We start from the raw sequence: 25,427 nt of genomic DNA, 5'->3' as shown, positions 1-25,427 counted from the left end.
GTCGGTTGTGAGACGGTACGCGTCGCCGGACGGCGGCGGCGCCGGACGAAGGAGTCCCATGCCCGAAGCATTGCCGGTTGCCACGATCCGCACGCAGGTCACGGTGCCGCTGGCGTTTCCGGATGGCTACGCCACGACCGTCCGGGTGTTCACGTTCAAGGGCCTGGTGGACGGTCGGGAGCACCTTGCCCTCGGTCTCGGCGACTGGGCCGGCTCCCTGGGCCGGCTCGCGGCCGGGGGAGAGGCCCCGCTGGTCCGTCCGCACAGCGAGTGCCTGACCGGCGACGTGTTCGGCAGCCAACGCTGCGACTGTGGCCCGCAACTGCGCGAGGCGGTGCAGAGGATCGCCGAGACCGGAGGTTTTCTGCTCTACCTTCGACAGGAGGGCCGTGGCATCGGCCTGTACGCCAAACTGGACGCGTACGCGTTGCAGGACGCCGGGTTGGACACCTACCAGGCCAATGTCGCGCTGGGCCGGGGTGAGGACGAGCGGGACTACACGGCCGCCGCGCAGATGCTGGCCACGTTGGGCGTGCCCCGGGTCCGCCTGCTGAGCAGCAACCCGGACAAGGCCGACCAGTTGACCCGGCTGGGTGTGGACGTTGCCGAACGGGTGCTCACCAGCGTCTTTCTGTCGCCGGCCAACGCGGACTACCTGGCGGCAAAGGCGGCCAAGGCGGCGGAGGTCGAGGCGATGGATGCGCTCGCGGGTCGTACCAGTGAGCGGCCCCGATGAGTCGGCGGCCGGAGCCGACGCGACCGTACGTGCTGCTGAGTTGCGCCGCCTCCATCGACGGGTACATCGACGACGCCTCCTCGCAGCGTTTACTGCTCTCCAACGACGAGGACCTGGACCGCGTCGACGCGGTCCGGGCCAGCTGCGATGCCATCCTGGTCGGCGCCGGCACCGTCCGACGTGACGACCCTCGGCTGCTGGTGCGCTCCCCGAATCGCCGGGCCGAGCGGGTGACGGCCGGTCGGCCCGCGTCGCCCACCAAGGTCACCCTGACCGCCCAGGGCGATCTCGACCCGGCCGCCCGCTTCTTCACCGCCGGCGATCCGGCCCGGCTCGTCTACTGCGCCACGGGGGCGCTGGAGAAGACCCAGGAACGCCTCGGCCGACTGGCCACCGTCATCGACGCGGGTGAGCCCGTCGACCCGGGGTGGTTGCTGACCGACCTGGCCGCGCGGGGCGTACGGCGGTTGATGGTGGAGGGCGGCGGGACGGTGCACGCCCAGTTCCTCGCCGCCGGTCTCGCCGACGAACTGCACCTGGTCGTCGCCCCGTTCTTCGTCGGTGACGGCCGGGCGCCCCGGTTCGTCGGCGAGGGTCGCTTCCCCTGGCACCCGGGTCGCCGCGCCCGCCTGGCCGAGGCCCGCCAGATCGGCGACGTGGTCCTGCTCCGCTACGCCCTCTCCGCCCGCTGCCCCGCCGACTGATGGGGGCCTGCGCACCGAGCCGCCGGGCTCCGTCGCGAGCCGTCGGGTGAATATTCTGTCGACGGCGGTGCCGGCGCCCGGGCAGAATCCCCTGATGTCCGTTCCGCCGCTGGCCCTTCTGCGCTGGCAGTTCGACCTGACCTGGTCGCTGTTCGAGTACCACCTCGAGCGACTCGATGGTGCGGACTTCCTCTGGGAGCCGGCCGCCCACTGCTGGTCGGTGCGGCAGGGCATGGACGGCACCTGGACCCCGGACTGGGCCGACACCGAACCCGACCCGGTCCCGGTGCCGACGATCGGCTGGCTCACCTGGCACGTCGGCTGGTGGTGGACGGTGACGATGGACCATCTCCGGGGGGTGCCCGCTCGGGACCGCACGGCGGTCGCCTGGCCGGGCGCGGGCGAGCCGAGTGTCGCCTGGCTGCGTGGCCTGCGCTCCGAGTGGCTGGGTCTGCTCGACCAGCTCAGCGAGGGTGACCTCGACCGTATCGCGACGTTCCCCTGGCCGGACGGGACCCACCACACCGTCACGCACACGATCGGTTGGGTCAACTCCGAGCTGATGAAGAACGTCGCGGAGATCGGCCAGCTCCGGCTGATGCGCGCGGCGCAGCCGGTCTAAGGGCGGACCAGGACTGCGTCGCGCTGGTCAACGTCCTGACACCTGGTTCCGGTGCGGTCGGTGCGGGCCGCTCGACGGCCTGCTGGGGGGGGACTCCGCTCGATAGGGTGGCGGGCGTGCCCGGACTGGTGAAGATCACTGAACATAACGTGGAAGCCGCGTGCCGGTTGCAGGTGCGACCCGACCAGGAGAAGTATTCGTCCCCGGTCGCCTGGTCCCTTGCCGAGGCGTACGCGCAGCCCGAAATCGCCTGGCCACGTCTGATCGTGGAGGGTGGTGAGATCGTCGGCTTCCTGATGGGCTTCTTCGACATCGAGTGGGATCGACCGGACGACAGGCGCTCGGGCCTGTGGCGGCTGAACATCGCCGCCGAGCACCAGGGCCGGGGGTACGGCCGCTTCGCGGTGGACGCCGTCCGTGCGGAGGCCCGCAGCCGAGGGCACGACCAGATCTACACGACCTGGGAATCGGGGGAGGACGGCCCGGAGGGGTTCTATCTCACCCTCGGATTCCGTCCGACCGGGGAGACCAGCGGAGGTCAGATCGTCGCCGTCCGGTCCGTCCACTGACCAGGTGGCGTCACCCCGGTTGTTCGATGGCCTAAGCTGCGGTCGGCGGGCGCGACGGTGGTGACTGCCGCCCCATTCCGAGGGGCACCGCGTCGGACCTACCCCGCGTAGGCTCCCAGCGTTGCGAAGCCAATCTACGGGGATCGCTCGACATGACGAAGAACAGCCTTAGCCGCCGCGCTCTGCTCTACGGCACGCCGGTGCTCGCGGGAGCTGCGGCGCTGACCGCCGCTGAGCCGGCGATGGCGGCGGGTTCCGACACGTCGGTGGTGTCGCCGAAGGACTATGGCGCGGTTGGTGACGGTGTCACGGACGACACCGCGGCGGTGCAGCGGTGCCTGTCGCAGGGCCGGGCCGTGGACTTCGGCGGGCCGGACAACGTCTACCTGATCACGAACACGCTCACGGTCTACCGGAGCGTGCCGCAGATATTGCGAGGTCACGGTGCCACCATCAAGGCGGGTGCGGCAGTCAACCTGATGCGTCTGGGCAGGGCGCGCCACTCGCTCGACGGCCTCAACTTCGACGGAACAAGCCAGCCGGGTGGCGTCGGTGTGATCGTCGAGGGTGACGCTCAGTACAGCTCCATTGTCAACTGTCGGTTTACGAACATCGGCGCCTCAGGCGTGTCCGTCTCTTCCGGTGCGCACCATGTCACAGTCACCGGCTGCTTCTTCGACCACTGCGGGCACGGCTCCACGGTGGCCGACAACAACTATCGCAGCTCGATCTACGTCGCCGATGCCGACTTCTGCGCTGTCACCGACAACCGAGTCCTCAATTGCAACTGGGGCATCATCTTCCGCGGCGATTCGGCTGCGGTTGGCATCAACTTCTATACCTGTCAGTCCAACGTCATCACCGCGGTCAGTCCCCCCGTTGCGATTTCGCAGGGCATCTCGAACCGCCACGGCCGCAACGGCAAGATTGCCGACAACACGGTCGTCGGCTTCGACGACAACAGCATCGACTGCTGGGGTTGTAACACGATCACCATCGCCGGCAACAGCACCAAGGGTGGCAAGGACGGCGTCTTCGTCGGCGACCCGTCCAGCTCCAACATTGTCGTCAACGGCAATACCTTCAACCGGCCCCAGCGCGGGGTGCGAGTCCTCAGCCAGGAGACGGTGACCCCGGCCCTGGTCATCGGGGTCACCATCGTCGGTAACACCATCACCGAGCCCACCGACGGCGGCGTCCAGATCGCCCGGAACAACCTCTCCCAGGTCACCGGGATCACAGTGTCCGACAACGACATCCACGTAGCGGGTGCCGGCAGCTACGGAGTGAAGGTGGTCAACGCCGAGTTGGTGCGCGTGCTGGGCAACCGGATCTACCGACCGCTCCAGCAGGGCATCCACCTGAGCGGCGTCGACATCACCGAGGTCGCGCACAACACGGTTTCCGACGCCGGTTACCAGACGCCCAACACCTACAGCGCCATCGACATCGTCGGCTCGAACCGGGTCACCGCCCGCGACAACGTCGCCTACGGCAATGCGAAGCATGCGGTCGCGATCACCAGCGGGGTGGGTATGACGGTCACCGGCACACGATGGCGCTCGCTGGGTGCCGGCGGCATCAGCAACGGCGCGACCGGCACCGTGCTCGCCGACAACGTTCAGCTGTGACGTGACGCCGCCGCCCGAGCGCCGCGACGTGCTCCGGCGGTCGGTAGGTCGACCGCTGCGCTGAGCCGTTCGGGCTGTCGCGCCGATCCCCGCTCTCCCGCGGACGCCAATCGTCTTGACGGCTGCGAGTGTGACTGACCGAGTGATCAGCAGTGCGGCGGGGCCTGCGTACGATGCGGGGTCGAGTTCCCCTCGTCGCGGCGGAGGTATCGGGCAATGGCAGGCCAGCACGAGGGTTTCGCTCTCGGCATCGACCTCGGTACCTCCAACACGGTGGCGGTGCTGCGCTGGCCGGACGGGCGGACCCGTCCGTTGCTGATGGACGGTCAACCGCTCAGTCCGTCCGCCGTCTACGCCGACCCGGACGGCACCCTGCACAGCGGATGGGACGCCCGCCGGCTGGCGCAGGCCGACCCGGCCCGGTTCGAGGCGAACCCGAAGCGTCGGGTGGACGAGCCGACAGTGCGGCTCGGCGAGCACGCGTACCCGCCGGCCGACCTGCTCGCCGCGGTGCTGGCGGCGGTCGCGCGGGCCGCGGTGGGAGCTGTGGGTTTCCTCCCCCCGGCCGTGGTCACCTGCCCGGCCGCCTGGGACGCGACGCGACGGCAGGTCCTCGCCGACGCGCTGCTGCGGGCGGGCTGGCCGCAGGCGGCCGAGCACACCCTCGCCGGGCCGACGCCGCCGGGCACCCGACTGCTGCGGGAGCCGGTGGCCGCCGCCCGCTACTACACGCAGGTGCTGCACCGCCCGGTGCCGGTCGGCGACGCGATCGCGGTGTTCGACTTCGGCGGCGGGACGCTCGACGTGGCGGTGCTGCGCAACGAGGGCGCGGACCCCTGGGGTGACTCCGGCTTCAGCGTGGTCGCCGACGGTGGCCTGCCCGACCTGGGCGGCCTGGACCTCGACGCCGCGCTGGTGCGGCGGGTCGGCGAGCTGGTCGGTGAGCGGCACGCCGCGCAGTGGGCCCGGCTCACCCGACCGGCGGATCCGGCGCAGCGTCGCGACCAGATCCGGCTCTGGGACGAGGTGCGAGGTGCGAAGGAGACCCTGTCCCGGGCTGCTGTCGCGCCGGTCGCGGTGCCGGGAGTGGCCGAGACGATCCATCTGACCCGGGCGGACGTCGAGCGGGTGGCGACGCCGCTGCTGCAACGGGCGGTGCAGCGGGCCCGGGAGGTGATCGCCGCCGCCGGCCTCCGCCCCGATCAGCTCGCCGGGCTGTTCCTGGTGGGCGGGTCGTCACGGATCCCGCTGGTGGCCCGCATGCTCCACGCCGAGCTGGGGATCGCACCGACGGTGCTGGACCAGCCCGAGTTGCCGGTGGCCGAGGGCGCACTGACCGACCTGCCGCTGCGGAAGCCGACGCCCACCCCGGCGTACGCGGGTGCGGCACTCGCACCACCCGCGCCCGCTCCGGTGAGCCCGCCCGGCCCGGCCGGAGCCCTCGCACCGGTCGTACCGTCGCAGCCCTGGCCGGGATCCACCCCGCCGGCGGGCCCGCCGCCCGGGCCGGGCCTGGCCGGCGCCACCCCGACCCCGCCGGGCGGCGGGACCCGCTGGTGGCGGGGGCGCTGGGTCGTGCTCGGCGCGGTGCTGGCCCTGGCCGGGGTGGCCACCGCGGCGACGCTCTACCTCACCCGGGACCGCTACCCGGACCTGGAGTTCACATCGCTGCGCGAGCTGACCCGGGTGCCGGCCGGCGCCGAACGTTCGGCCAACATGTGGACGGCGGTGCTCGACGACCGGGCCTACCTCGCGTTTCCGCTGCCGGACGACCGGCTGGAGGTGGTGGCCGTCGACACGGGCAACCGCCGCGAGGTGTGGCGCGAACAGACCGACGTGCGGGCCGACGACTGGGAGGCGATCATCGCCGTTCCCGGGGCGGTCGCGGTCCTCGCCGACGCGCCCGGCGACAGCACCCCCCGACCGTTGGCAGTCCTCGACGGTCGTACCGGCGAGCAGCGCTGGCAGCGCGTTCTCCGTGGTAATGACGACGTCTACTTCGCCGACGACACGGCGGTGCTGGTGGACCGGGCCGCAGACGAACTGGTCGGCCTGCGCCTGACCAACGGCTCGGTGAAGTGGACCGAACCCAACCCCCGCGACCAGTACGCCGGTGGCCGTACCGTGGTCCGGCCGGTCGGCACCGACGCGGCGGCGGGCGGGCCGGCCTTCCTCGACGGCACGCCCCGCAACCCGTGGCCGAGCAAGGGGCGGCGACTCGTCCAGGTGGGTGCGGACCGGTCGGTGCGGCTGCTCGACATGGCATCCGGCGCGGTGCTACGCCAGTGGGGCAGCGTCGCCGACCTCGACGACCTGGTGGTCGCCCACGAGGACCGCCTGTACGTGGCCGCCAACGAGGGTGGTTACCAGCTGCTCGCGTACGACCTGGGTTCCGACGCCGAGCCGGTGGTGCTGCACCGGTCCGGCAACGACCAGTACCGCCCGAAGGAACTGGTCGCCTGCGGTGAGCGGCGGGCTTGCCTGTTGCAGGTGCCGAACAGTGACGTTTCGCGCACCGAGGTGGTGGCGGTCACCGAGGGCGAGAGCGCGATCACATGGTCGGCGCCGGGCGTGACCGGCCTGGTCCCGTTGGGTGAGCAACTGCTTGCCCAGCGGGAGTCCCCGGAGCCGACCGTCACCGTCTTCGACGCCGCCGGCACGCCGGTGCTGCGGGACCGGGGCGGGGTGGCGGTCCGCCTCGACGAGGGCAACCTGCTGGTCTTCGCCAAGGCGCCCAGCGTGGTCGTCGACAACCGGGTGCTGGCCGGAGTGTGGGCCGAGTCGGGCGAGCCCGACGAGTTGGGTGAGCTGAAGGCCGTGCGCAGCTCGTCCTGCTCGTGGAACACCCGGGTGATCGCCTGCGGCGCGGAGAAGGACTTCGTGCTGTACCGCTTCACCGACGACTGACGTCAACCGGCGACTGACGTCAACGGCCCTCGGGCCGGCTCGTACGATGCTCCGGTGAATCTTCGAGGTACGGTCCGCGCCGATCGTCCGTTGGTGGTGCTCGCCGTCGGGGAGGAGGCCCGCTACCTGCCGCCCGAGCTACCGGTCCTGCTCACCGGCATGGGCAAGGTGAACGCCGCCAGCGCGGTGGCCGCGGTGCTGGCCGCCGGGCCGCGCCCCGCCCTGCTGCTCAACCTGGGCACGGCCGGGGCGCTGCGGCCCGGATTGGCCGGCATCCACGAGGTCGCCACCGTGCTCCAGCACGACCTGGACACCGACCTGCTGCGCACCCTCACCGGCGAGACGTACGGCGCGCCGCTGTCGCTGGCCGCCGAGGGCGCGGTGCTGGCCACCGGTGACACCTTCGTGGCCGACGACGCGCAGCGGGACCGGTTGGCGCAGCGCGCCGACCTGGTCGACATGGAGGGGTACGCGGTGGCCTGGGCCGCCGCGCAGGCCGGTGTGCCGTGCCGGCTGGTCAAGCAGGTCAGCGACGAGGCGGGCGACGGCGCGGCCCGGACCTGGCAGGAGTCGGTCGACGCCTGCGCCCGGGACCTCGCCGACTGGGCCGCTCGACACCTCGCTTGACCGTCGAGGGTCATCCGGCCGGCCGTCGCGGTCCGAGCCCTCGCCTGGTTTCCCGGCCGCCCCTGGGGAACAGGACGTGCATGGCCAGCGCGAGGGCCACGATCGCGGTGACCAGCACGGGTGGCCAGCCGCCGGCCCAGGGCAGTAACAGGAGGGGTAGCAGTTGCGACGCCACTCGCCCCCACGGCACGCGGCCGGACAGCAGATAGGCGAACAGGGCCCGGCCGAGCACGAACACCAGCGGTCCGCCGATGATCAGCGTCAGCCACCGCACCGGTGTCGTCCCGCTCGGTCGGTCGACGACGAGGTCGAAGGAGGCCGCCGTGACGAGCACGCCGACCAGCAGCACCAGATGGGTGTAGGGAGCAATCCGGGTGGACCGGCCGGTCGCTGACGCGGCCGCGGTCTCGAGCAACTCGCCGGCCTGGTAGACGTAGATCTGCCAGAGCAGCAGCATGATGGCGAACGCGCAGAGCAGGGCGGCGATTCTGAGTCGGTCGAATTCGCTGCGGCCGAGCTCCAGGGTGGGCACCAGGATGATGTCGCCGAGGGCCAGGATGACGAACTGCTGGTACCGCTCGCCCAGGTGCGCGGTGGTCCGGTCGAACTGGTCGAGAGGAACCCGGCCGAGCCACGGTGTGGGATAGCGCGCCGCCGCGGAGAGCAGGTCGATGGCGATCGCGGTGGCCCAGATCCACCACCGGGCGGTGTCGGCCAGCACCCCGACGATCCAGAGGACGCCGGACACCAGAAACCAGAACAGGAACCGGGTGGCTCGTGCTATGGCCGAGCGGTGCTGCTGCCGGTACAACGTGCTGACCAGGATGATGCCGCGCACCACGTGGGTGCCGACGTAGGCGAGCGCGAAGACCGTGGCCTGCGCTCTGGTGACCATGGGCAGCGATGCGGCCATCCCCACCGAGCCGACCATGGCGACCATCAGGATGACCTGGATGGGACGCTGCTGCGGGTCGTAGAACTCCGTCGTGGTGGAGGTGACCGACCACGTCCACCAGATCGCCGTCAGCATCAGTAGTACCGTCGGGATGCGCGTCCAGGATTCCTGGTCGGCGAGGAGTGTCGAGGTCTGCGCCAGCGCGGCCACGAAGACCACGTCGAAGAGCAACTCCAGCAGCGTCGCCCGGGTCGACCCGTCCAGACGGCGTACCAGCGCCGCGCCGCCTCCGGTGGTCATGCCCGGCCTCCCGCCGTGTCTCCGAGGATTATGGGCGGTGCCGGCGCGGCCCGTCCCCGGATCGGTGATTCCCGCCGGCCGGAGGTTGCCACGGCGTCGGACGCCGCGGGATGCTTCAGTGCATCCATCAATCTCGATCTCTTCGGAGGTTCGGATGCGCCGCTCTCCGCTGGTCGCTCTCGTCCTGACCATCCTGCTGCTCGTCGCGCCCGGCGCGGCGCGGGCCGCCGTCCCCGACCGGGCCGCCGCGACCGCCGCCGACCCGGTGGCCCTGCTGACCGGGGTACGCACCGCGGGCACCGCCTGGGGTCTCGACCCCACCACCGGGCGGATGACCCTCACCGTCGACGACACCGTGACCCCCGGCGAACTGAGCGCGCTGCGGGCGGTGGCCGACCGGGCCGGCGTGCTGCTGCGCCGCGAACCCGGAACGCTGCGCCCGCTGATCGCCGGCGGGCAGGGCATCTACGGCGGCGGCGGGCGCTGCTCGCTCGGCGCGAACGCACGCAGCGGCAGCACCTACTACGTGATCACCGCCGGGCACTGCACCGCCACCGCCGCCACCTGGTACGCCGACAGCACCCAGAGCACAGTGCTCGGCACCCGTACCGCCACCAGCTACCCCACCAACGACTACGGGCTGATCCGCTACACCGGGCGGATCGCCCACCCGAGCGCGGTCTACACCTACCCCGGCCTGCTGACCATCAACGGCCCCGGCAACGCCTACATCGGTCAGGCGGTGTGCCGCAGCGGCAGCACCACCGGGGTGCGCTGCGGCACCGTCACCGGTCTCAACCAGACCGTCAACTACGCCACCGGCGTGATCTACGGGCTGATCCGTACCAACATCTGCGCCGAGCCGGGGGACAGTGGCGGACCGCTCTACGTGGCCTCCACCGGCACCATCCTCGGCATCCTCTCCGGCGGCACCGGCAACTGCACGGCCGGCGGCACCACCTACTACCAGCCGATCGGGGAGGTGCTGGCCGCGTACGGGCTGACGCTGCCCTGACCGTGGGACACCGGCTTGCCCGTCCCGCGCGGGACACCTAGGCTCGGCGACGCCCAGCACCCCTGCCGCGAGGACGTGTGCCCGATGCCGACCAACCCCCGACCCGACCAGGCGAGTGTCCCGGCCGGCTCCGCGTCGGTCGAGGTGGCCGCGGTGGGGGAGACGATGGTGGTGCTCTGCCCCGCGCCGGGTGAACCGTTGGAGCGCGCCGAGCAGGTCGCCGTCTCGGTCGGTGGCGCCGAGTCCAACGTGGCCGGTTACCTGGCCCGCCTGGGGCACCTGACGACCTGGGTGAGCCGGGTCGGCGACGACCCGTTCGGCCGCGCCGTCGTCCGGCACGTCGCCGCCTCCGGCGTCCGCGTCGACCAGGTGTGCGTCGACCCGGCCGCCCCCACCGGCCTGTACGTCAAGGACCCGGGCCCGGAGGGGACCGCCGTGCACTACTACCGGGCCGGGTCGGCGGCCAGCCGGATGGACCCCGCCACGCTGGCCGACCCGGCGCTGGCCGGTGCCCGGGTGCTGCACCTGTCCGGAATCACCCCGGCGCTCTCCGCCTCCTGCCGGGCGCTGGTCGAGCACGCGGTGACCGACCGACCGCTGCCGGCGGCGCTGGTCAGCTTCGACGTCAACCACCGGGCCCGGCTGTGGCCCGCCGAGCAGGCCGCTCCGGTGCTGCGCGACCTCGCCAACCGCTGCGACCTCGTCTTCGTCGGGCAGGACGAGGCGGAGACTCTCTGGGGCGTCACCGACCCGACGGCCGTCCGCGAGCTGCTGCCCGCTCCGGAGACGGTGGTGGTCAAGGACGGCGCGGTGGGCGCCACCGCACTGGTCCGTGACGCCGAACCGGTCTTCGTGCCCGCGCCCCGGGTGACGGTGGTGGAGCCGGTCGGCGCCGGAGACGCCTTCGCCGCCGGCTACCTGGCCGGGCTGCTGCGCGGCGTCGACCCCGTGCGGCGGTTGCGCCTCGGTCACCTGGTCGCGGCGCAGGCGTTGACCAGCATCGGCGACAACGCCCCGGTTCCTCCGTGGGCCTGGTTCGAGAAGCTGATCGACGCTCCCGCCGACGTGTGGTCGCCGCTCGATTTGACCGACCTTGGGGCGACGACCTGAGTCGGGCCGCCGGGTAGCGACCCGGCCAGCAGCAACAGTTTCACAGCGACCTCGGATGGAGTGCACCATGACCACACCGGACTTCGACCACATCTTCGGCGGCGCCCGGGTGATGGCGATCCTGCGCGGCCTGCCGGTCGCCGAGACCGTTCGGCTCGCCGAACGGGCCTGGGACCTCGGCATCGACGTGGTGGAGGTTCCGGTGGCCACCGCCGACGCGGTGCCGGCGCTGCGGGCCGCCGTCGAGGCGGGCGCCGAACGCGACCGGATCGTCGGTGCCGGCACCGTGCTCGACATCGAACAGGTCGCCGCGGCGGCCGACGCGGGCGCCCGCTTCACCGTCGCGCCCGGCCTGGACCTCGCGGTCGCCGACGCCGCCGCCGCGCGTGGCCTGCCGCACCTGCCCGGCGTGGCCACCCCCACCGAGGCCCAGCAGGCACTGCGGCACGGCCTCACCTGGCTCAAGGCGTTCCCCGCGATCTCCCTCGGGCCGGCCTGGTTCAAGGCCGTGGCCGGTCCGCTGCCACAGTTGCGCTTCGTCGCCACCGGTGGCCTCGACGCCAGCAACGCGGGGGCGTTCCTGCAAGCTGGTGTACGCGTGGTGGCCGTCGGTTCCGCCCTCTCCGACCCCACCCAACTCGACCGGCTCGCCGAGCTGACGTCTTTCGGCGCGCGCCCGTGACCTGAGTCGGCGGTGGCGGGTTTGCGCCATGGCGGAAATGCGTCGGGGTGCGGTGCGTGGTCGGGGCGGATGTTACGTCGATGCTGTGGTGCGTACCACTTCTCGACACAAAGAGGTCACCGTGGCTCTGTCTCACCGGCGCCGCCGATCCGGGCTGATCGCCCTCGGCGCCGCCCTCACCCTTGCGGCCGGGTTCACCCCACCCGGCGCGGGAGCGGCCGCCGCCCCGCCGAACGAACCCGACCGCCCGGCGGGCCAACCCCCGGCCGCCGCCGGGCGCGCGTCCACCGTCACCCTGATCACCGGTGACACGGTCACGGTCACCACCGCGGCGGACGGCAGCACGGTCTCGACCGTACGCCGGCCGGACGGCAGCACCCCGAGCTTCCACCGCACCGTGCGCGACGGCGACACCTACGTCTACCCGGACGCGGCGCTGTCCTATGTCACCAGCGGCGTGCTGGACCGGCAACTGTTCAACGTCACCGACCTGATCGCCGACGGCTACGACGACGCGCACACCGACGCGCTTCCGCTGATCGTCACGATGACCGACGCGGCGGCCCGCAACCGCACCCGGCCCGCCCTGGACGGCGCCGAACTGGTCCGACCGTTGGACAGCGTGCAGGGCGCGGCGCTGACCCGCCAGCGCGCCACCGCCGACCGGTTCTGGACCGCGCTCACCGCCGGCTCGACCCGACGTACCGGCGACGCGCCAACCCTGGCCAACGGCATCGCGAAGGTCTGGTTGGACGGCCGGGTGCACGCCGACCTGGCCGAGTCCACAGCGCAGATCGGCGCGCCGAAGCTGTGGGCCGAGGGCAACACCGCCGCCGGGGTCGACGTCGCGGTCCTCGACTCCGGGGCGGACGCCGAACACCCGGACCTGGTCGGCCAGATCGCCGAGTCCAGCAGCTTCGTGCCCGAGGAGCCTGACATCCTCGACTACAAGGGCCACGGCACGCACGTCGCCTCGACGATCGCCGGCACCGGCGCCGCGTCCGGTGGTGCCGAGCGGGGCGTCGCCCCCGGTGCCCGACTGCACATCGGCAAGGTGCTCAACAGCGAGGGCAGCGGCCAGGACTCCTGGATCATCGCCGGCATGGAGTGGGCGGCCCGGGAGCAGAAGGCCCGGGTGGTCAGCATGAGCCTGGGCGGCGAGGCCACCGACGGCAGCGACCCGATGAGCCAGGCGGTCGAGCGACTCAGCGCCGAGACCGGCGCCCTCTTCGTGATCGCCGCCGGCAACAGCGGCCCGGCCACCATCGGCAGCCCGGGTGCCGCCAACTCCGCGCTCACCGTTGGCGCGGTCGACGCCACCGACCACCTCGCCGACTTCTCCAGCCAGGGCCCACGCGCCGGCGACGGCGGGCTCAAGCCCGAGATCACCGCCCCCGGCGTGGACATCCTGGCGGCCCGCTCGCACTTCGTGCGCGGCGGCTCCGGGGACTACACGCTGATGAGCGGCACGTCGATGGCCACCCCACACGTGGCCGGCACGGCCGCGCTGGTCGCCGCCGCGCATCCGGACTGGACCGGTCAGCGCATCAAGGAAGCACTGGTCAGCACGGTCAAGGCCACCCCCGAGTACACCCCGTACCAGGCGGGTGCCGGCCGGGTCGACGCGGTCGCCGCCGCGCACGCCACCGTCTTCGCCACCCCGAGCGCCTACTCCGGCTTCCAGGCGTGGCCGCAGCAGCCGGGCATGACCGTCGACCGTACGGTCACCTACACCAACGTCGGCGGCGCACCGGTCGCCCTGAAGCTGGCTCTCGACGCGGTCACCGCGCCGGCCGGCCTGTTCGCGCTCTCCACCGACCGGGTGACAGTGCCGGCCGGCGGCACCGCCACCGTGACGGTGACCGCCGCGTACGACAAGCTGCCGGTGGAGAAGCAGGTCAGCGGCATGATCGTCGCCACCGACGACGCCGGTGCGGTGCGTGGCCGCACCCTGATCGGGGCCGGTAAGGAGGGCCAGCGGCAGAACCTGACGCTGGTCGCCAAGGACCGGGACGGCAAGCCGCTCGTCGGCAAGGTCATCCTCACCGCCGACACCCTGTTCACCGCCGTGGACCTGCCCGAGAGTGGCACCGCCACGCTGCGGCTGCCGGTGGCGAGCTGGAACGGCTGGATCTCCGCGGACGTGCGCGGTGTGCACGGCCCGCACTCCAAGGGCATGGCGATGCTCAGCTTCACCGACGTGAACCTGGATCGCGACCGCACCGTCACCCTGGACGCGCGCGCCGCCCGACAGGTGCAGGCCCGGGTGCCGCAGGAGGCCACCGCCAGCGCGCTGCGGATGGACATCCACCGGTCCACGAAGAACGGTCTCACCGAGAGTCAGGTGCTGCCCGACGACTCGTACGACAGCATGTGGGCGTTGCCGACGACCCGCCCGGTGACCGACGGCGAGTTCGAGTTCGGTGCCCGGTGGCGGCTGGAGCAGCCGGCCCTGACCGTCTCGGCGGGCGGTCGCTCGTACGACGATCTGTTGGTGAAGCGGGCGACCCCGGCGCTGCCGGCCGGTCGTCGTCAGCTCGACGCGGTCTACGTCGCCGACGCGTCGGCGGCGGGGCTGGCCAAGCGGCCGGTCCGGGACCGGGCCGTGATGGTGCGCCGCAGTGACAGCGTCGACATCGCCACCCAGGCGCAGGCCGCCGCGGCGGCCGGGGCGAAGCTGCTGCTCGTGGTCAACGACGGCGTCGGTCGGCTCCAGCCCTGGGACGAGTTCGCGTGGAGCCCGGAGAGCCCGGCCCCGGTGACCGTGGCCACGCTCGGCGCCGACGAGGGTGGGCAGCTCATCGCGGCGCTGGAGGGCGGTGCGGTGCGGCTCACCGTCGAGTCGCACCCAGAGACCACCTACCTGTACGACGTGGCGCACCACTGGACCGGCACGGTGCCGGCCGACCCCACCTACCGTCCGACGAAGCGGCAGTTGGCCCGGGTCGACGTGGAGTTCCGCAACTACCGGCAGGGCAAGGCGTTGGAGTTCCGCACCGACGTCTGGCGCGGCTGGGCGTCGAGCAACCAGGAGCCGGCCCCGGCGCAGGGCCGGCGGACCGACTGGGTGAGCGCCGACCAGCGGTGGGTCGACGACGCGTTCATCGCCGGCGAGACCGGCCAGCACCTCCAGGCGGTGACGACGTACCCGGCGGGCAAGCCGAACGCCGTCACCTGGTTCGGGCCGATCCAGCGCCCCCGGATGGGCGGGAGCTACGTGCCGATCCGGTACCTGGACACTGTCTACCTGCCCGCGCCCGGGTGGGGCGACGGAGGCGGCCACATCGGTGAGGCGTACGCCAACTACGACATGGTCAACCGGACCACCCTCTACCAGGGTGACAAGGAACTGAACTGGGGTAACGCCGAGTACCTCCAGGTCGCCGGGCTGGCGGCTCAGCGACTGCCGTACCGGCTGGTGGTGGAGAACGACCGGGCCGCCTGGACCAACCCGTACTCGCGGCAGACCCGCACCGAGTGGGGCTTCACCTCGGCGGTCACGGGGGAGGAGTCGGCCGAGGTGCTGCCGATGATCCAGCTGGACTACCAGGTGGCCATCGACTCCGCCGGTCGGGCGTCACGCGGCGCACCGCTGACCGTGGTCGCCTCCCACCTGCCCGACGTCACGGGCACGATCGGCGCGGTGACCGTCGAGGTGTCCTACGACGACGGGGCGACCTGGCAGAAGCAGCGGCTGACCCGGCACGGCGACGGCTGGCGTACCACGCTGGCCGCACCGGCGAAGGCCAGCTTCGTCAGCCTGCGCACCACCGCGCGGGACGCCGCCGGCAACACCGTGAGCCAGCGCATCACCCGGGCGTTCGGCCTTCGCTGACGCCGTGGTGACCGGCCGTCGCTCGGGGTGCCTCGCGTACCCCGGCGGCGGCCGGTGCCGTCAGTCCCGCTCCTCGGTGAGCTGCTCCCAGTCCGTGCTCACCGGCAGTAGTTCCCCGGCCAGCCAGGCGGCGCTCTGGTCGTCGTGGTGCGGGTCGCCGGGCACCCCGCAGGCGCCCAGCGGGACCACCCACCGGCTGTCCGTGCGGCGGGCCAGGTCCCAGACGAAGCGCGCCGCCGGTCCCCGGAAGCACCAGTGGGTGACCCCGGGCACGCTGGAGGTGGCCAACACGCAGTCGTGGTCACCGTCGAGTCGGGGGCCGGGCCCGGCGTCCGGGCCGGGCAGGGCCCGCCACGGCGCCAACCGGTGCAGGTCACCCCAGGGCACCTGCCCGGCCGCCGCCTCGCCGACCTCCTCGGCCGCCGCGCGTACCAGCGCGGCGATGTCCACACCGGGCGGAGGGGTCGTGCCGAGCAGGTGCTCCAGCGCGTAACCGACGCGCGGCGTCAGCGCCAGCCAGGGCGCGAACACCTCGGGGTACGCGGGCGGCTCGGCGACCGCGGCCAGCGCCGGGTGGGCGGCGATCCGGCGTACGACAGCCGCCCGCAGGATGGCGTAGGCGGCCGCGTCAGTGCTGTCGGCGGTCATCCGGCGATCCCAGCGCAGCAGCCGTTCGCGCAGCGCGGCGGCGGCCGGGCCGAGCCCGGTCGACTCGGCGAGGACCGCCAGCAGCGGCGCGGCCGCCCCCAGGTACGTGTCGGTGTGCACGGTGGCCATCTCGTCGGCCGTCCACGCCGAACGGGCGTCGAGCAGTTCGCCGATGCGCTGCGCCCGGTGCGGTGGCGCGAACTCCACCCCGAACGGTGCCGCGAGCCCGCGCTCGTTGGCCATCACCGCCCGACCGGTCACCTCGGCGCGGGGCATCGGCGCGTGCCAGCCCTGCCAGGCGTGCGCGGAGTCCCAGCCGGGTACCACCCGCCGGCCGTTCTCCGGGTGCCGCACCGGCACCGCCCCGGCGACCCGGTGCAGCAGCCCTCCGGTGGTGTCCGCCGCCTGCACCACGTTGACCGGCTCCACCCAGTGCCGCAACGCGTGGTCCACATCGGCCACGGTACGGGCGCACAGCAGCTCCGGCAGCGTCGCGAAACCGAGGTCACCCCGGACCCGGGGCGGGTAGCGCAGGCTGAGCGCCGTCTCGTCGTCCGGCCCACCGGCGATCACCGGACCACGGACGGTCTCCACCACCTCGACCTCGACCGGGTCGGCCCCGGCCACCTCGATCGTCTCGACGTGCCGGTGCGCCGGACGCCAGCCGTCCGGGCCGAGCGCCTGCACCCGGGGGCCGTCGCGGCGTAGCCGCTCCGCGTACACGTCCTGGTAGTCGGCCATCGCGTTGGTGATCGCCCAGGCAACCTCGCCGGTGTGCCCGAAGTGCGCGATGCCCGGCACGCCCGGCACCGCCAGCCCGACCACGTCGTACTCCGGGCAGGCCAGCCGGATCTGCTGGTAGACACCGGGATCCTCAAGGAAGCGGTGCGGGTCCCCGGCGAGCAGCGCGCCCCCGGTGCCGGTGCGCTCGGCGGCGAGCAGCCACCCGTTGCTGCCGGCCACAGCAAGCCCGTCGGTGGCGAACAGGTCGACCGCGTCCGGCCCGAGCCGCCGCGCCACGTGCTCGCGCCACAGCTTGCCGGGGAACCCGGCGAACAGGATGTGGTGGCCCAGCCAGACCGCGAGCGGCGTCCACGGCTCCCACCGCCCCGGGCGCAGCCCGACGCCGGCGAACTCCGGTGAGCGGGCCGCCCCGGCGGCGAGACCGGCGTTGACGCCGTCCACGTAGGCGCCCACCCACCCGGCGGTCGCCGGGTCCAGTGCCGCGTGGCAGCGGCGGGCGGTGTCGTCGAGCCGGACCTGCCGCACGAACCGGTCCCAAGCGAGCGCGTCGGGGCCGAGGAACGCCGCGCTGGTGCCCCGGGCCCGGTGCCGTTCCACCTCGATCTGCCAGGCCCGGTCGTACGCGGTCACCCGGCCCTGTGCCGCCGCCAACGCGAGCGGGTCGTCGGCGCGCAGGTGCGGCACCCCCCACGGGTCGCGGAAACGCCGGGCGGTGCTGGTTGGCTCGCTGGTTGGCTCGCTGGTTGGCTCGCTGGTTGGCTCGCTCACGCGGGCTCCGGGGCGAGGGTGGTGGCGTGACGGCGGGCCGCCGGGACGACCAGAGGGGTGCCCGTCTCCGGATCGTCGATGACCCGGCAGGGCAGCCCGAAAACCTCCGCCACCAGGTCGGCGGTGACCACCGACGCCGGCTCCCCGGCGGCCACCACGCGTCCGTCGCGCATGGCGATCAGATGGGTGGCGTAGCGGGCCGCGTGGTTCAGGTCGTGCAGCACCGCGACCAGGGTGCGGCCCTGCTCCTCGTGCAGTCGGGCGCAGAGGTCCAGGATCTCGATCTGGTGGGCGATGTCGAGGTACGTGGTCGGCTCGTCGAGCAGCAGCAGCGGCGTCTGCTGGGCCAGCGCCATCGCGATCCAGACCCGCTGCCGCTGCCCGCCGGACAGTTCGTCCACCGCCCGGTCGGCGAGGTCGTCGACCCCGGTCGCGGCCATCGACTCCTCGACCACCCGTTCGTCCTCGCGTGACCACTGCCGCAGCAGCCCCTGGTGGGGGTAGCGGCCCCGGGCGACCAGTTCGGCGACGCTGATCCCGTCCGGTGCGATCGAGGACTGCGGCAGCAGACCGAGCGTACGGGCCACCTTGCGGGCTGGCAGGTCGTGAATGTCCCGGCCATCCAGCAGCACCGCACCGGCGCTGGGGCGCAGCATCCGCGACAGTGCGCGCAGCAGTGTCGACTTGCCGCACGCGTTCGGGCCGATGATCACCGTGAAGGATCGGTCGGGCACCGCCACGGTCAGGTTCTCGGCGATGGTGCGCTGGTCGTAGGCGAGGGTCAGCGCGGTGCCGCCGAGCCGGGAATCGCCGGGTCGCATGGGTGCTCCTTCGAGGGCGTCACGATTTTTCACAGCCGGCCCGCCCGACGTTCCATCGCCAGCAGCCAGACCAGGTAACCGCCGCCGATCACGCCGGTCACCACGCCGACCGGGAGTTGGTGCCCGGCGAACGCGCGTTGGGCCAGCAGGTCGGCGCCGACCAGCAGCGCCGCGCCGACGGCCATCGACGGCAGCAGGTTCGGGCCCGGTGCCCGGGTCAACCGTTTCGCCACGTGCGGGGCGACCAGCGCCACGAAGGACACCGGCCCGGCGGCGGCCGCCGCGAACGAGACCAGCAGCACGGCGGCGGCGAGCAGCGCCAGGCGCAGCCGGCGTACCGGCACGCCCAGGGCGCTGGCCGCGTCGTCGCCCAACTCCATCATCCGCAGCGCCGGGGCGCAGCCGACGAGCACCAGCGGCGCCAACACGACCAGGACGGCGAGCAGCGGCCCGGCGTTGGCCCATCCCCGCCCGTCGAGGCTGCCGGTGAGCCAGAGGACCGCGCGGGCGGCGTCCATCAGGGGCGCCCGGGTGAGCAGGTAGCCGTTGACGCCGGTCAGGATCGCGGCCACCCCGATGCCGACCAGGATGAGCCGGTAGCCGTGCACTCCGCGCCGCCAGGCGAGCGCGTAGATCAGCAGGCCGGTGCCGAGCCCACCGGCGACCGCCGCGCCGGCCAACGCCAGGCTGCTGCCGCCCAGGACCACGACCACCAGCGCGCCGGTTGACGCGCCCTGGGTGAAGCCCAGGATGTCCGGGCTGCCCAGCGGATTGCGGACCAGCGACTGGAACACCGTGCCGGCGAGAGCCAGCGCCGCACCGACCAACAGGGCGGTGACCAGCCGGGGCAGGCGCAGGTCGTACACGATGAACTGCTCCGCCAGGGTGCCGCCGCCGGTCAGCGTGCGCAGCACGTCGGCCGGCCCCATCGGGTAGTCGCCACTGCCCAGGGCCACCAGGCCGAACCCGGCCGCGAGCAACGCCGCAGCGGCGCCGACGCCCAACGCGCGGGGCCGGAACCGTAACGACAGACCGAAAGAGGTTCGGATGACGGTCACGGTTGGGCCACCCGTCGGCGGGTGACCAGCCACAGGAAGAGCGGGCCGCCCAGCACGGCGGTCACCATGCCGACCTGGAGTTCCCCGGGCCGACCCAGCACCCGGCCGAGCACGTCGGCGCCGAGCAGCAACGCGGGCGCGAGCACCGCGCAGTACGGCAGCAGCCACCGCAGGTCCGGGCCGGTCAGGGCCCGGACCAGGTGCGGGACCAGCAGACCGACGAAGACGATCGGGCCGCACGCGGCGGTCGCCGCGCCGCAGAGCAGGGTGACCGCGACGATCACGGAGGCGCGGATCAGCGCGGGTCGAGCGCCGAGGGCTCGCGCCGCGTCATCGCCGAGCGCGAGCGCGTTCAGCGGACGGGCGGCGCCGAGCGCGACCAGCAGGCCGAGGAGGATGAACGGCAGCACCCGGGTGACGGTCGCGCGGTCCGCGCTGGCCAGTGAGCCGACCGTCCAGAACCGCAGCCGTTCCAGCGAGGCGGTGTCCAGCAGCATCACCGCGCTCACGTAGGAGTAGAGGGTGGCGTTGAGCGCCGCCCCGGCCAGCGCGAGTCGGGCCGGGGTGGCGCCCCGTCCGCCGCCGACGGCGTAGACCAGCGCGGTCACCGCCGCCGCGCCGAGCAGCGCGAACCAGACGTACCCGCCGACGGCGGTGACGCCCAGGAACGCGGCGGCGGTGGCGACGGCAGCGGAGGCGCCGGCGTTGATGCCGAGGAGCCCGGGGTCGGCGAGCGGGTTGCGGGTGAGGGCCTGCATGACCGCGCCCGCGACCCCGAGGGCGGCGCCGGCGAGCAGCCCGAGCAGGGTGCGGGGCAGTCGCATCCGGTGCACCACGGCGTACTCGGTGGCGTCGCGGTGCAGCAACCCGGACCAGACGTCGACGAGCGGCATGGCCTTCGCGCCGACCGCGATGCTGAGCACCACGATCACCGCGAGCAGTGCCACGGCGGCGACGAGGCCGGCGGCGCGGGCCGCCCGGCGGCCACGCCGGCGTGGGGGTGCGACCGTGTCCCTGCCCGGCACGGACGGTGCCGGTCTGGTGACGGTGGGTGTGGCGTCCAGTGTGGGCTCCGGGGTGGTGGCGAAACGGCGAACCGCTGTTGACAATGACCGAGGTTAGGCTAACCTAACCCCGCTGCCCCGGTCGACACCGGCCAACCCTTGATCGAAAGACGACACCATGCCCGATGCCCTGTCCGCCCGCCGTCTCTCCCGCCGTGGCCTGCTGGCCGCCGGCGGTGCCGCCACGCTGGCCACCCTGCTCGCTGCCTGCGGCAACGGCGACACCCCGAAGCCCGCCGCCAGTAACGGAGGCGGCCCCTGGTCGTTCACCGATGACCGCGGCACCAAGGTCGAGTCCGCGGCCCGTCCGACCCGGGTGGTGGCCTTCACCGGCGTGGCGGCAGCCCTGATCGATTTCGGTCTCGACAAGCAGCTCGTGGGCGTGTTCGGTGAAACCAAGCGCGCGGATGGCACGGCCGATCCGCAGGCCGGCGACCTGAACATCGAGGGCGTCGAGATCCTCGGCAACGTGTGGGGCGAGTTCAGCCTGGAGAAGTACGCCGCCCTGCGCCCCGAACTGCTGGTCACCCACATGTACGACCCGGACGCGCTCTGGTACGTGCCGGACGAGAGCAAGGCCAAGATCCTCCCGCTGGCCCCGAGTGTGGCGATCACCACCGCCCGGGTGCCGATGACCAAGCCCATCGAGCGGTACGCGGCACTGGCCGAGTCGCTCGGCGCGGACCTGTCCGCCAAGAAGGTCACCGACGGGAAGGCCCGCTTCGACGCCGCCGCCGAGGCGGTCCGGCAGGCGGTCAAGGCCAACCCCGGGATCAAGGTGATGGCCTGCTCCGGCAGCCCCGACCTCTTCTACGTCTCCAACCCGAAGGTCAGCACCGACCTGATGTACTTCGCCGAGTTGGGCGTCGACATCGTGGTCCCCACCAAGCTCGAAGCCGGCGACTACTTCGAGGCGCTGAGCTGGGAGAGCGCCGGCAAGTTCCCGGCCGACCTGATCCTGTTGGACAACCGTGCCACCGCGCTACAGGCCAAGGACCTCACCGCCAAGCCGACCTGGCAGCAACTGCCGGCGGTCAAGGCCAACCAGGTGACCCCGTGGGACGCCGTGCCCCGCTTCTCGTACGCGGGCTCCGCACCGCTGCTGGAGAACCTCGCCACCGCCATCCGGAACGCGAAGAAGGTCAGCTGACCGACACCGCTCCCCGAGGCGCACCGCCGCGCCTGGGGTCGGTTCCGGCTGCCCTCGTCGAGAACGTGGAAGGACATTCCGTGACCGTGCCGACGTACCCCGTCGAGACCACCACGGCGCCGCCGGCGTCAACCGCCGCGCGGACCCAACTGCTGCATGGCGGCTCGGTCGAGCAGTACCGCCGGACCATCGCCGACGGCGTCGACCGGGTCGCCCGCCGGGTGGCCGCCGTGGACCGTCCCGGCACCGGAATCACGCCGGCCGAGCTGGCCCCCCTGGTCGACCGGGTGGACCTGGACCGTCCGCTGGGCGACGCCGGCGCCGCACTGGACGAGCTGGAGAACGTCTACCTGCGCGACGCCGTCTGGTTCCACCACCCCCGCTACCTCGCCCACCTCAACTGCCCGGTGGCCATCCCGGCGCTGCTCGGTGAGGCGGTGCTCACCGCCGTGAACTCCTCACTGGACACCTGGGACCAGAGCGCCGGTGCCACCCTCATCGAGCGCCGGCTGATCGACTGGACCGCCGAGCGGATCGGCCTCGGCCCTCGCGCCGACGGCGTCTTCACCAGCGGCGGCAGCCAGTCCAACCTCCAGGCGCTGCTGCTGGCCCGGGAGGAGGCGTGTGCCGCCGCCATCGATCCGGCGGCCCGCGCCGAGCTGCTGCCCCGGCTGCGCGTGCTCACCTCGGCCGCCGGTCACTTCAGCGTGCAGAAGTCGGCCAAGCTGCTCGGCCTCGCCCCGGACGCGGTGATCGCGGTACCCACCGACGCCCGGCGACGGATCCGGCCAGCCGCCGTCCGCGCGGAGATCGCACGGTGCCGGCAGGCGGGGCTGGTGGTGATGGCCGTCGTCGGCACCGCCGGCACCACCGACTTCGGCTCGATCGACCCGCTCACCGAGCTGGCCGGGATCTGCGCGGAGGCCGGCGTCTGGCTGCACGTGGACGCCGCGTACGGCTGCGGTCTGCTCGTCTCGCCGACGCGCCGACATCTGCTCGACGGCATCGAGCGGGCCGACTCGGTGACGATCGACTTCCACAAGTCGTTCTTCCAGCCGGTCAGCTCCAGCGCCCTGCTGGTCCGCGACCGGCTGACACTGCGACACGTCACCTACCACGCCGACTACCTCAACCCGGCGCGGATGGTCGAGCAACGCATCCCCAACCAGGTCGACAAGAGCTTGCAGACCACCCGCCGCTTCGACGCGCTGAAGCTCTGGCTCACCCTGCGGGTGATGGGCCCGGACGCGCTCGGCGCGCTCTTCGACGAGGTTGTCGACCGGGCCGCCGACGCCTGGCAACTGGTCAGCGAGGACCCGCGCTTCGAGGTGGTGACGCGCTCCGAGTTGAGCACCGTGGTGTTCCGCTACCTGCCCACCGGCCCCGGCCGGGAGCTGGCCGACGCCGCCAACCTGCACGCCCGGGAGGCGCTCGCGGCGTCCGGTCTCGCGGTGGTCGCCGGAACCCGGGTGGACGGCCGGCACTTCCTGAAGTTCACACTGCTCAACCCGGCCACCACCGTCGACGACGTCGGGTACGTGCTCGACCTGATCGCCACCCACGCCGGGCGGTACGTGCACGACCACGTCGCCGCCGACCTGACCTGCCCCGTCGGCTGACGCCGGTGACCACGCACCCGCGCCTGGAGACCCCGATGTCCACCCACGACTTCATCGCCATCGGGTTGGGCCCGTACAACCTGGGCCTGGCCTGCCTCACCGCGCCGATCGACGAGCTGGACGGAGTGTTCCTGGAGGCCCGGCCGAGCCTCGCCTGGCACCCCGGAATGCTGCTGGAGTCGGCCCGCTTGCAGACCCCGTTCATCGCCGACCTGGTCAGCCTCGCCGACCCGACGTCGCCGTACTCCTTCCTCAACTACCTCAAGGAGATCGGTCGGCTCTACCCGTTCTACATCCGGGAGAGCTTCTACCCGTTGCGCAGCGAGTACGACGCGTACTGCCGGTGGGCGGCGGCGAAACTGCCGAACCTGCGCTTCGGCCAGACCGTGACCACTGTCGAGTACGACCCCACCGATGAGCGGTACGTGGTGCGGGCCGGCACCGGCACGGGGGAGTCGGTCGAGTACCGGGCCCGGCACCTGGTGCTCGGCACCGGCACCCCACCGCACCTGCCCCCGGCCGTCGCCGAACTGCCCGGCGACGCCGTGCACAACTCCCACTACCTGGAGCACCGCGCGGCGCTGCGCACCAAGCGCAGCATCACCGTGGTGGGCAGCGGGCAGAGCGCCGCCGAGATCTACCACGATCTGCTCGGCGACATCGACCGGTACGGCTACCAGCTCAACTGGGTGACCCGGTCGCCGCGGTTCTTCCCGCTCGAATACACCAAGCTGACGCTGGAGATGACCTCGCCGGACTACGTGGACTACTTCCACGCGCTGCCCGAGGCGACCCGCTACCGGCTGGAGTCCGCGCAGAAGGGCCTGTTCAAGGGGATCAACGCCGACCTGATCAACGACATCTTCGATCTGCTCTACGCGCAGAGCGTCGACGGACCGGTGAACACCCGCCTGCTCACCAACACCGAACTGGTCAGCGCCGACCACCAGGACGGGGAGTACACGCTGGGGTTGCGTCAGGTGGAGCAGGAGCGCGACTTCACAGTGCGTACCGAGGGTCTCGTCCTGGCCACCGGCTACCACTACCGGGTGCCGGAGTTCCTCACGCCCGTGCGGGACCGGATCCGCTGGGACGCGCACGGCCGCTTCGACGTGGCCCGCAACTACAGCATCGACCACAGCGGGCGGGGCATCTTCCTGCAGAACGCGGGCACCCACACGCACAGCATCACCTCGCCGGACCTGGGTATGGGCGCCTACCGCAACTCCTGGATCATCTCCGAGCTGCTCGGCCGGGAGCACTACCCGATCGAGAAGAGCATCACCTTCCAGGAGTTCGGGGTGTCGTCGTGACCACCGTCTTCACCCGTGTCGACGAGCGGCTCGGTGAGTTCGCGCTGCGGCCGCTCGACCCGGACGCCGACGCGGCGCTGCTGCACAGCTGGGTGACGCACCCGAAGGCGACGTTCTGGCTCATGCAGGACGCCGATCAGGCCCAGGTGAGCGAGGAGTACCGGCGGATCGCCGGGCATCCGCACCACGACGCGTACCTCGGGTCCTGGCGGGGGAGCCCGGCCTTCCTCGCGGAACGCTACGACCCGGCCCACGTCGAGCTGGTCGGTCTTTACGACCACCAGCCCGGTGACGTGGGCATGCACTTCCTCTGCGCGCCGGTCGACACACCCGTGCACGGCTTCACCCGGGCGGTGCTCGGCACCGTCATGGCGTGGCTCTTCGCCGACCCGACGACCCTGCGGGTGGTGGTCGAGCCGGACGTGCGCAACACCGCGGTGCACGCGCTGAACGCCGCCGTCGGCTTCACCGTCGTCGGCCCGATCGCCAAGCCCGAGAAGGACGCTCTGCTCAGCGTCTGCACCCGAGCCCAGTTCCACGCCACCGCCGACCGGGCCGCCGCCCGTGCCGCCGCCGCCCGGGCCGCCGCCGACCGTGCCGCCCCCACCC

Annotated in this window: 20 protein-coding genes; 15 read left to right on the top strand and 5 right to left on the bottom strand. The window is 72.6% G+C overall.

Features of this window, described 5'->3' with window-relative positions:
• The first annotated feature begins 58 nt into the window (after window positions 1–58).
• From DLJ59_RS29580 to DLJ59_RS29550, 7 genes are all read left to right on the top strand, one after another.
• Entirely contained in the window at window positions 59–736 is a 678-nt protein-coding gene (locus DLJ59_RS29580) for a GTP cyclohydrolase II (RefSeq protein WP_124776697.1), read from the top strand.
• Window positions 733–1,440 carry a RibD family protein gene (locus tag DLJ59_RS29575; RefSeq protein ID WP_124776695.1) on the top strand — a complete coding sequence of 236 codons (708 nt, stop codon included), beginning with the start codon at window positions 733–735 and terminating at the stop codon, window positions 1,438–1,440. The genes DLJ59_RS29580 and DLJ59_RS29575 overlap by 4 nt, the downstream gene beginning before the upstream one ends.
• Before the next feature lie 94 nt (window positions 1,441–1,534).
• Entirely contained in the window at window positions 1,535–2,062 is a 528-nt protein-coding gene (locus tag DLJ59_RS29570) for a DinB family protein (protein ID WP_124776693.1), read from the top strand.
• 116 nt (window positions 2,063–2,178) lie between these two features.
• Window positions 2,179–2,631 (top strand): GNAT family N-acetyltransferase, encoded by a 453-nt coding sequence (locus DLJ59_RS29565; RefSeq protein WP_124776691.1) that lies wholly within the window; start codon window positions 2,179–2,181, stop codon window positions 2,629–2,631.
• A gap of 356 nt (window positions 2,632–2,987) precedes the next feature.
• A complete protein-coding gene (locus DLJ59_RS29560) occupies window positions 2,988–4,262 on the top strand; it encodes a right-handed parallel beta-helix repeat-containing protein (RefSeq protein WP_158630925.1) in 1,275 nt (424 codons plus the stop codon).
• Window positions 4,263–4,478: 216 nt separating this feature from the next.
• On the top strand, window positions 4,479–7,169 hold the full coding sequence (locus tag DLJ59_RS29555) for an Hsp70 family protein (protein WP_124776687.1): 2,691 nt from the start codon (window positions 4,479–4,481) through the stop codon (window positions 7,167–7,169).
• Window positions 7,170–7,223: 54 nt separating this feature from the next.
• Window positions 7,224–7,796, top strand: coding sequence for a nucleosidase (locus DLJ59_RS29550; RefSeq protein WP_124776685.1), 573 nt, complete (start codon window positions 7,224–7,226; stop codon window positions 7,794–7,796).
• A gap of 10 nt (window positions 7,797–7,806) precedes the next feature.
• Here the strand turns inward: DLJ59_RS29550 and DLJ59_RS29545 are convergent, their stop codons facing one another.
• A complete protein-coding gene (locus DLJ59_RS29545; RefSeq protein ID WP_158630924.1) occupies window positions 7,807–8,991 on the bottom strand; it encodes a low temperature requirement protein A in 1,185 nt (394 codons plus the stop codon).
• Between the two features lie 154 nt (window positions 8,992–9,145).
• Between DLJ59_RS29545 and DLJ59_RS29540 the strand changes: the two genes are divergently transcribed.
• The 4 genes from DLJ59_RS29540 (at window position 9,146) to DLJ59_RS29525 (ending at window position 15,633) form a co-directional block, all read left to right on the top strand.
• Complete coding sequence (locus tag DLJ59_RS29540; protein WP_124776681.1) at window positions 9,146–10,006, top strand: S1 family peptidase; 861 nt, start codon at window positions 9,146–9,148, stop codon at window positions 10,004–10,006.
• A gap of 84 nt (window positions 10,007–10,090) precedes the next feature.
• Complete coding sequence (locus DLJ59_RS29535; protein ID WP_124776679.1) at window positions 10,091–11,116, top strand: sugar kinase; 1,026 nt, start codon at window positions 10,091–10,093, stop codon at window positions 11,114–11,116.
• A 67-nt stretch (window positions 11,117–11,183) separates the two neighbouring features.
• Window positions 11,184–11,798, top strand: coding sequence for a bifunctional 4-hydroxy-2-oxoglutarate aldolase/2-dehydro-3-deoxy-phosphogluconate aldolase (locus DLJ59_RS29530; RefSeq protein ID WP_124776677.1), 615 nt, complete (start codon window positions 11,184–11,186; stop codon window positions 11,796–11,798).
• Window positions 11,799–11,919: 121 nt separating this feature from the next.
• The gene (locus tag DLJ59_RS29525; protein ID WP_124776675.1) at window positions 11,920–15,633 is read left to right on the top strand and encodes a S8 family serine peptidase; all 3,714 of its coding nucleotides are present in this window, start codon (window positions 11,920–11,922) and stop codon (window positions 15,631–15,633) included.
• A gap of 60 nt (window positions 15,634–15,693) precedes the next feature.
• Here DLJ59_RS29525 and DLJ59_RS29520 read toward each other — a convergent pair whose 3' ends face one another.
• Genes DLJ59_RS29520 through DLJ59_RS29505 form a run of 4 tightly spaced genes read right to left on the bottom strand, consistent with a single transcriptional unit; the run spans window position 15,694 to window position 20,781 of the window.
• On the bottom strand, window positions 15,694–17,793 hold the full coding sequence (locus tag DLJ59_RS29520; RefSeq protein WP_124776673.1) for a penicillin acylase family protein: 2,100 nt from the start codon (window positions 17,791–17,793) through the stop codon (window positions 15,694–15,696).
• The gene (locus tag DLJ59_RS29515) at window positions 17,790–18,614 is read right to left on the bottom strand and encodes an ABC transporter ATP-binding protein (protein WP_124776671.1); all 825 of its coding nucleotides are present in this window, start codon (window positions 18,612–18,614) and stop codon (window positions 17,790–17,792) included. Before DLJ59_RS29515 ends, DLJ59_RS29520 begins: the two co-directional genes overlap by 4 nt.
• Window positions 18,615–18,643: 29 nt before the next feature.
• Complete coding sequence (locus DLJ59_RS29510) at window positions 18,644–19,672, bottom strand: FecCD family ABC transporter permease (protein ID WP_124776669.1); 1,029 nt, start codon at window positions 19,670–19,672, stop codon at window positions 18,644–18,646.
• Window positions 19,669–20,781, bottom strand: a complete 1,113-nt coding sequence (locus tag DLJ59_RS29505) for a FecCD family ABC transporter permease (protein ID WP_425271471.1) — start codon at window positions 20,779–20,781, stop codon at window positions 19,669–19,671. Before DLJ59_RS29505 ends, DLJ59_RS29510 begins: the two co-directional genes overlap by 4 nt.
• A 73-nt stretch (window positions 20,782–20,854) precedes the next feature.
• Between DLJ59_RS29505 and DLJ59_RS29500 the strand changes: the two genes are divergently transcribed.
• From DLJ59_RS29500 to DLJ59_RS29485, 4 genes are all read left to right on the top strand, one after another.
• On the top strand, window positions 20,855–21,886 hold the full coding sequence (locus tag DLJ59_RS29500) for an ABC transporter substrate-binding protein (RefSeq protein WP_124776667.1): 1,032 nt from the start codon (window positions 20,855–20,857) through the stop codon (window positions 21,884–21,886).
• Window positions 21,887–21,966: 80 nt separating this feature from the next.
• A complete protein-coding gene (locus tag DLJ59_RS29495) occupies window positions 21,967–23,505 on the top strand; it encodes a pyridoxal phosphate-dependent decarboxylase family protein (RefSeq protein WP_124776665.1) in 1,539 nt (512 codons plus the stop codon).
• A 35-nt stretch (window positions 23,506–23,540) separates the two neighbouring features.
• The gene (locus tag DLJ59_RS29490) at window positions 23,541–24,818 is read left to right on the top strand and encodes a lysine N(6)-hydroxylase/L-ornithine N(5)-oxygenase family protein (RefSeq protein ID WP_124776750.1); all 1,278 of its coding nucleotides are present in this window, start codon (window positions 23,541–23,543) and stop codon (window positions 24,816–24,818) included.
• The coding region (locus tag DLJ59_RS29485; protein ID WP_148096979.1) for a GNAT family N-acetyltransferase at window positions 24,815–25,427 on the top strand (613 nt) is incomplete at its 3' end. The genes DLJ59_RS29490 and DLJ59_RS29485, both read left to right, overlap by 4 nt.

The organism is Micromonospora inaquosa (genome assembly GCF_003857055.1).
GTDB lineage: Bacteria > Actinomycetota > Actinomycetes > Mycobacteriales > Micromonosporaceae > Micromonospora > Micromonospora inaquosa.
The sequence above is the reverse complement of the archived record's forward strand: the minus strand, read 5'-3'. Positions and strand labels throughout refer to the sequence as shown.

Coding starts and splice junctions, on each gene's coding strand:
- DLJ59_RS29575 (WP_124776695.1), top strand. CDS start 733: ATGAGTCGGCGGCCGGAGCCGACGCGACCGTACGTGCTGCTGAGTTGC.
- DLJ59_RS29515 (WP_124776671.1), bottom strand. CDS start 18,614: ATGCGACCCGGCGATTCCCGGCTCGGCGGCACCGCGCTGACCCTCGCC.
- DLJ59_RS29555 (WP_124776687.1), top strand. CDS start 4,479: ATGGCAGGCCAGCACGAGGGTTTCGCTCTCGGCATCGACCTCGGTACC.
- DLJ59_RS29580 (WP_124776697.1), top strand. CDS start 59: ATGCCCGAAGCATTGCCGGTTGCCACGATCCGCACGCAGGTCACGGTG.
- DLJ59_RS29540 (WP_124776681.1), top strand. CDS start 9,146: ATGCGCCGCTCTCCGCTGGTCGCTCTCGTCCTGACCATCCTGCTGCTC.
- DLJ59_RS29500 (WP_124776667.1), top strand. CDS start 20,855: ATGCCCGATGCCCTGTCCGCCCGCCGTCTCTCCCGCCGTGGCCTGCTG.
- DLJ59_RS29535 (WP_124776679.1), top strand. CDS start 10,091: ATGCCGACCAACCCCCGACCCGACCAGGCGAGTGTCCCGGCCGGCTCC.
- DLJ59_RS29490 (WP_124776750.1), top strand. CDS start 23,541: ATGTCCACCCACGACTTCATCGCCATCGGGTTGGGCCCGTACAACCTG.
- DLJ59_RS29530 (WP_124776677.1), top strand. CDS start 11,184: ATGACCACACCGGACTTCGACCACATCTTCGGCGGCGCCCGGGTGATG.
- DLJ59_RS29570 (WP_124776693.1), top strand. CDS start 1,535: ATGTCCGTTCCGCCGCTGGCCCTTCTGCGCTGGCAGTTCGACCTGACC.
- DLJ59_RS29545 (WP_158630924.1), bottom strand. CDS start 8,991: ATGACCACCGGAGGCGGCGCGGCGCTGGTACGCCGTCTGGACGGGTCG.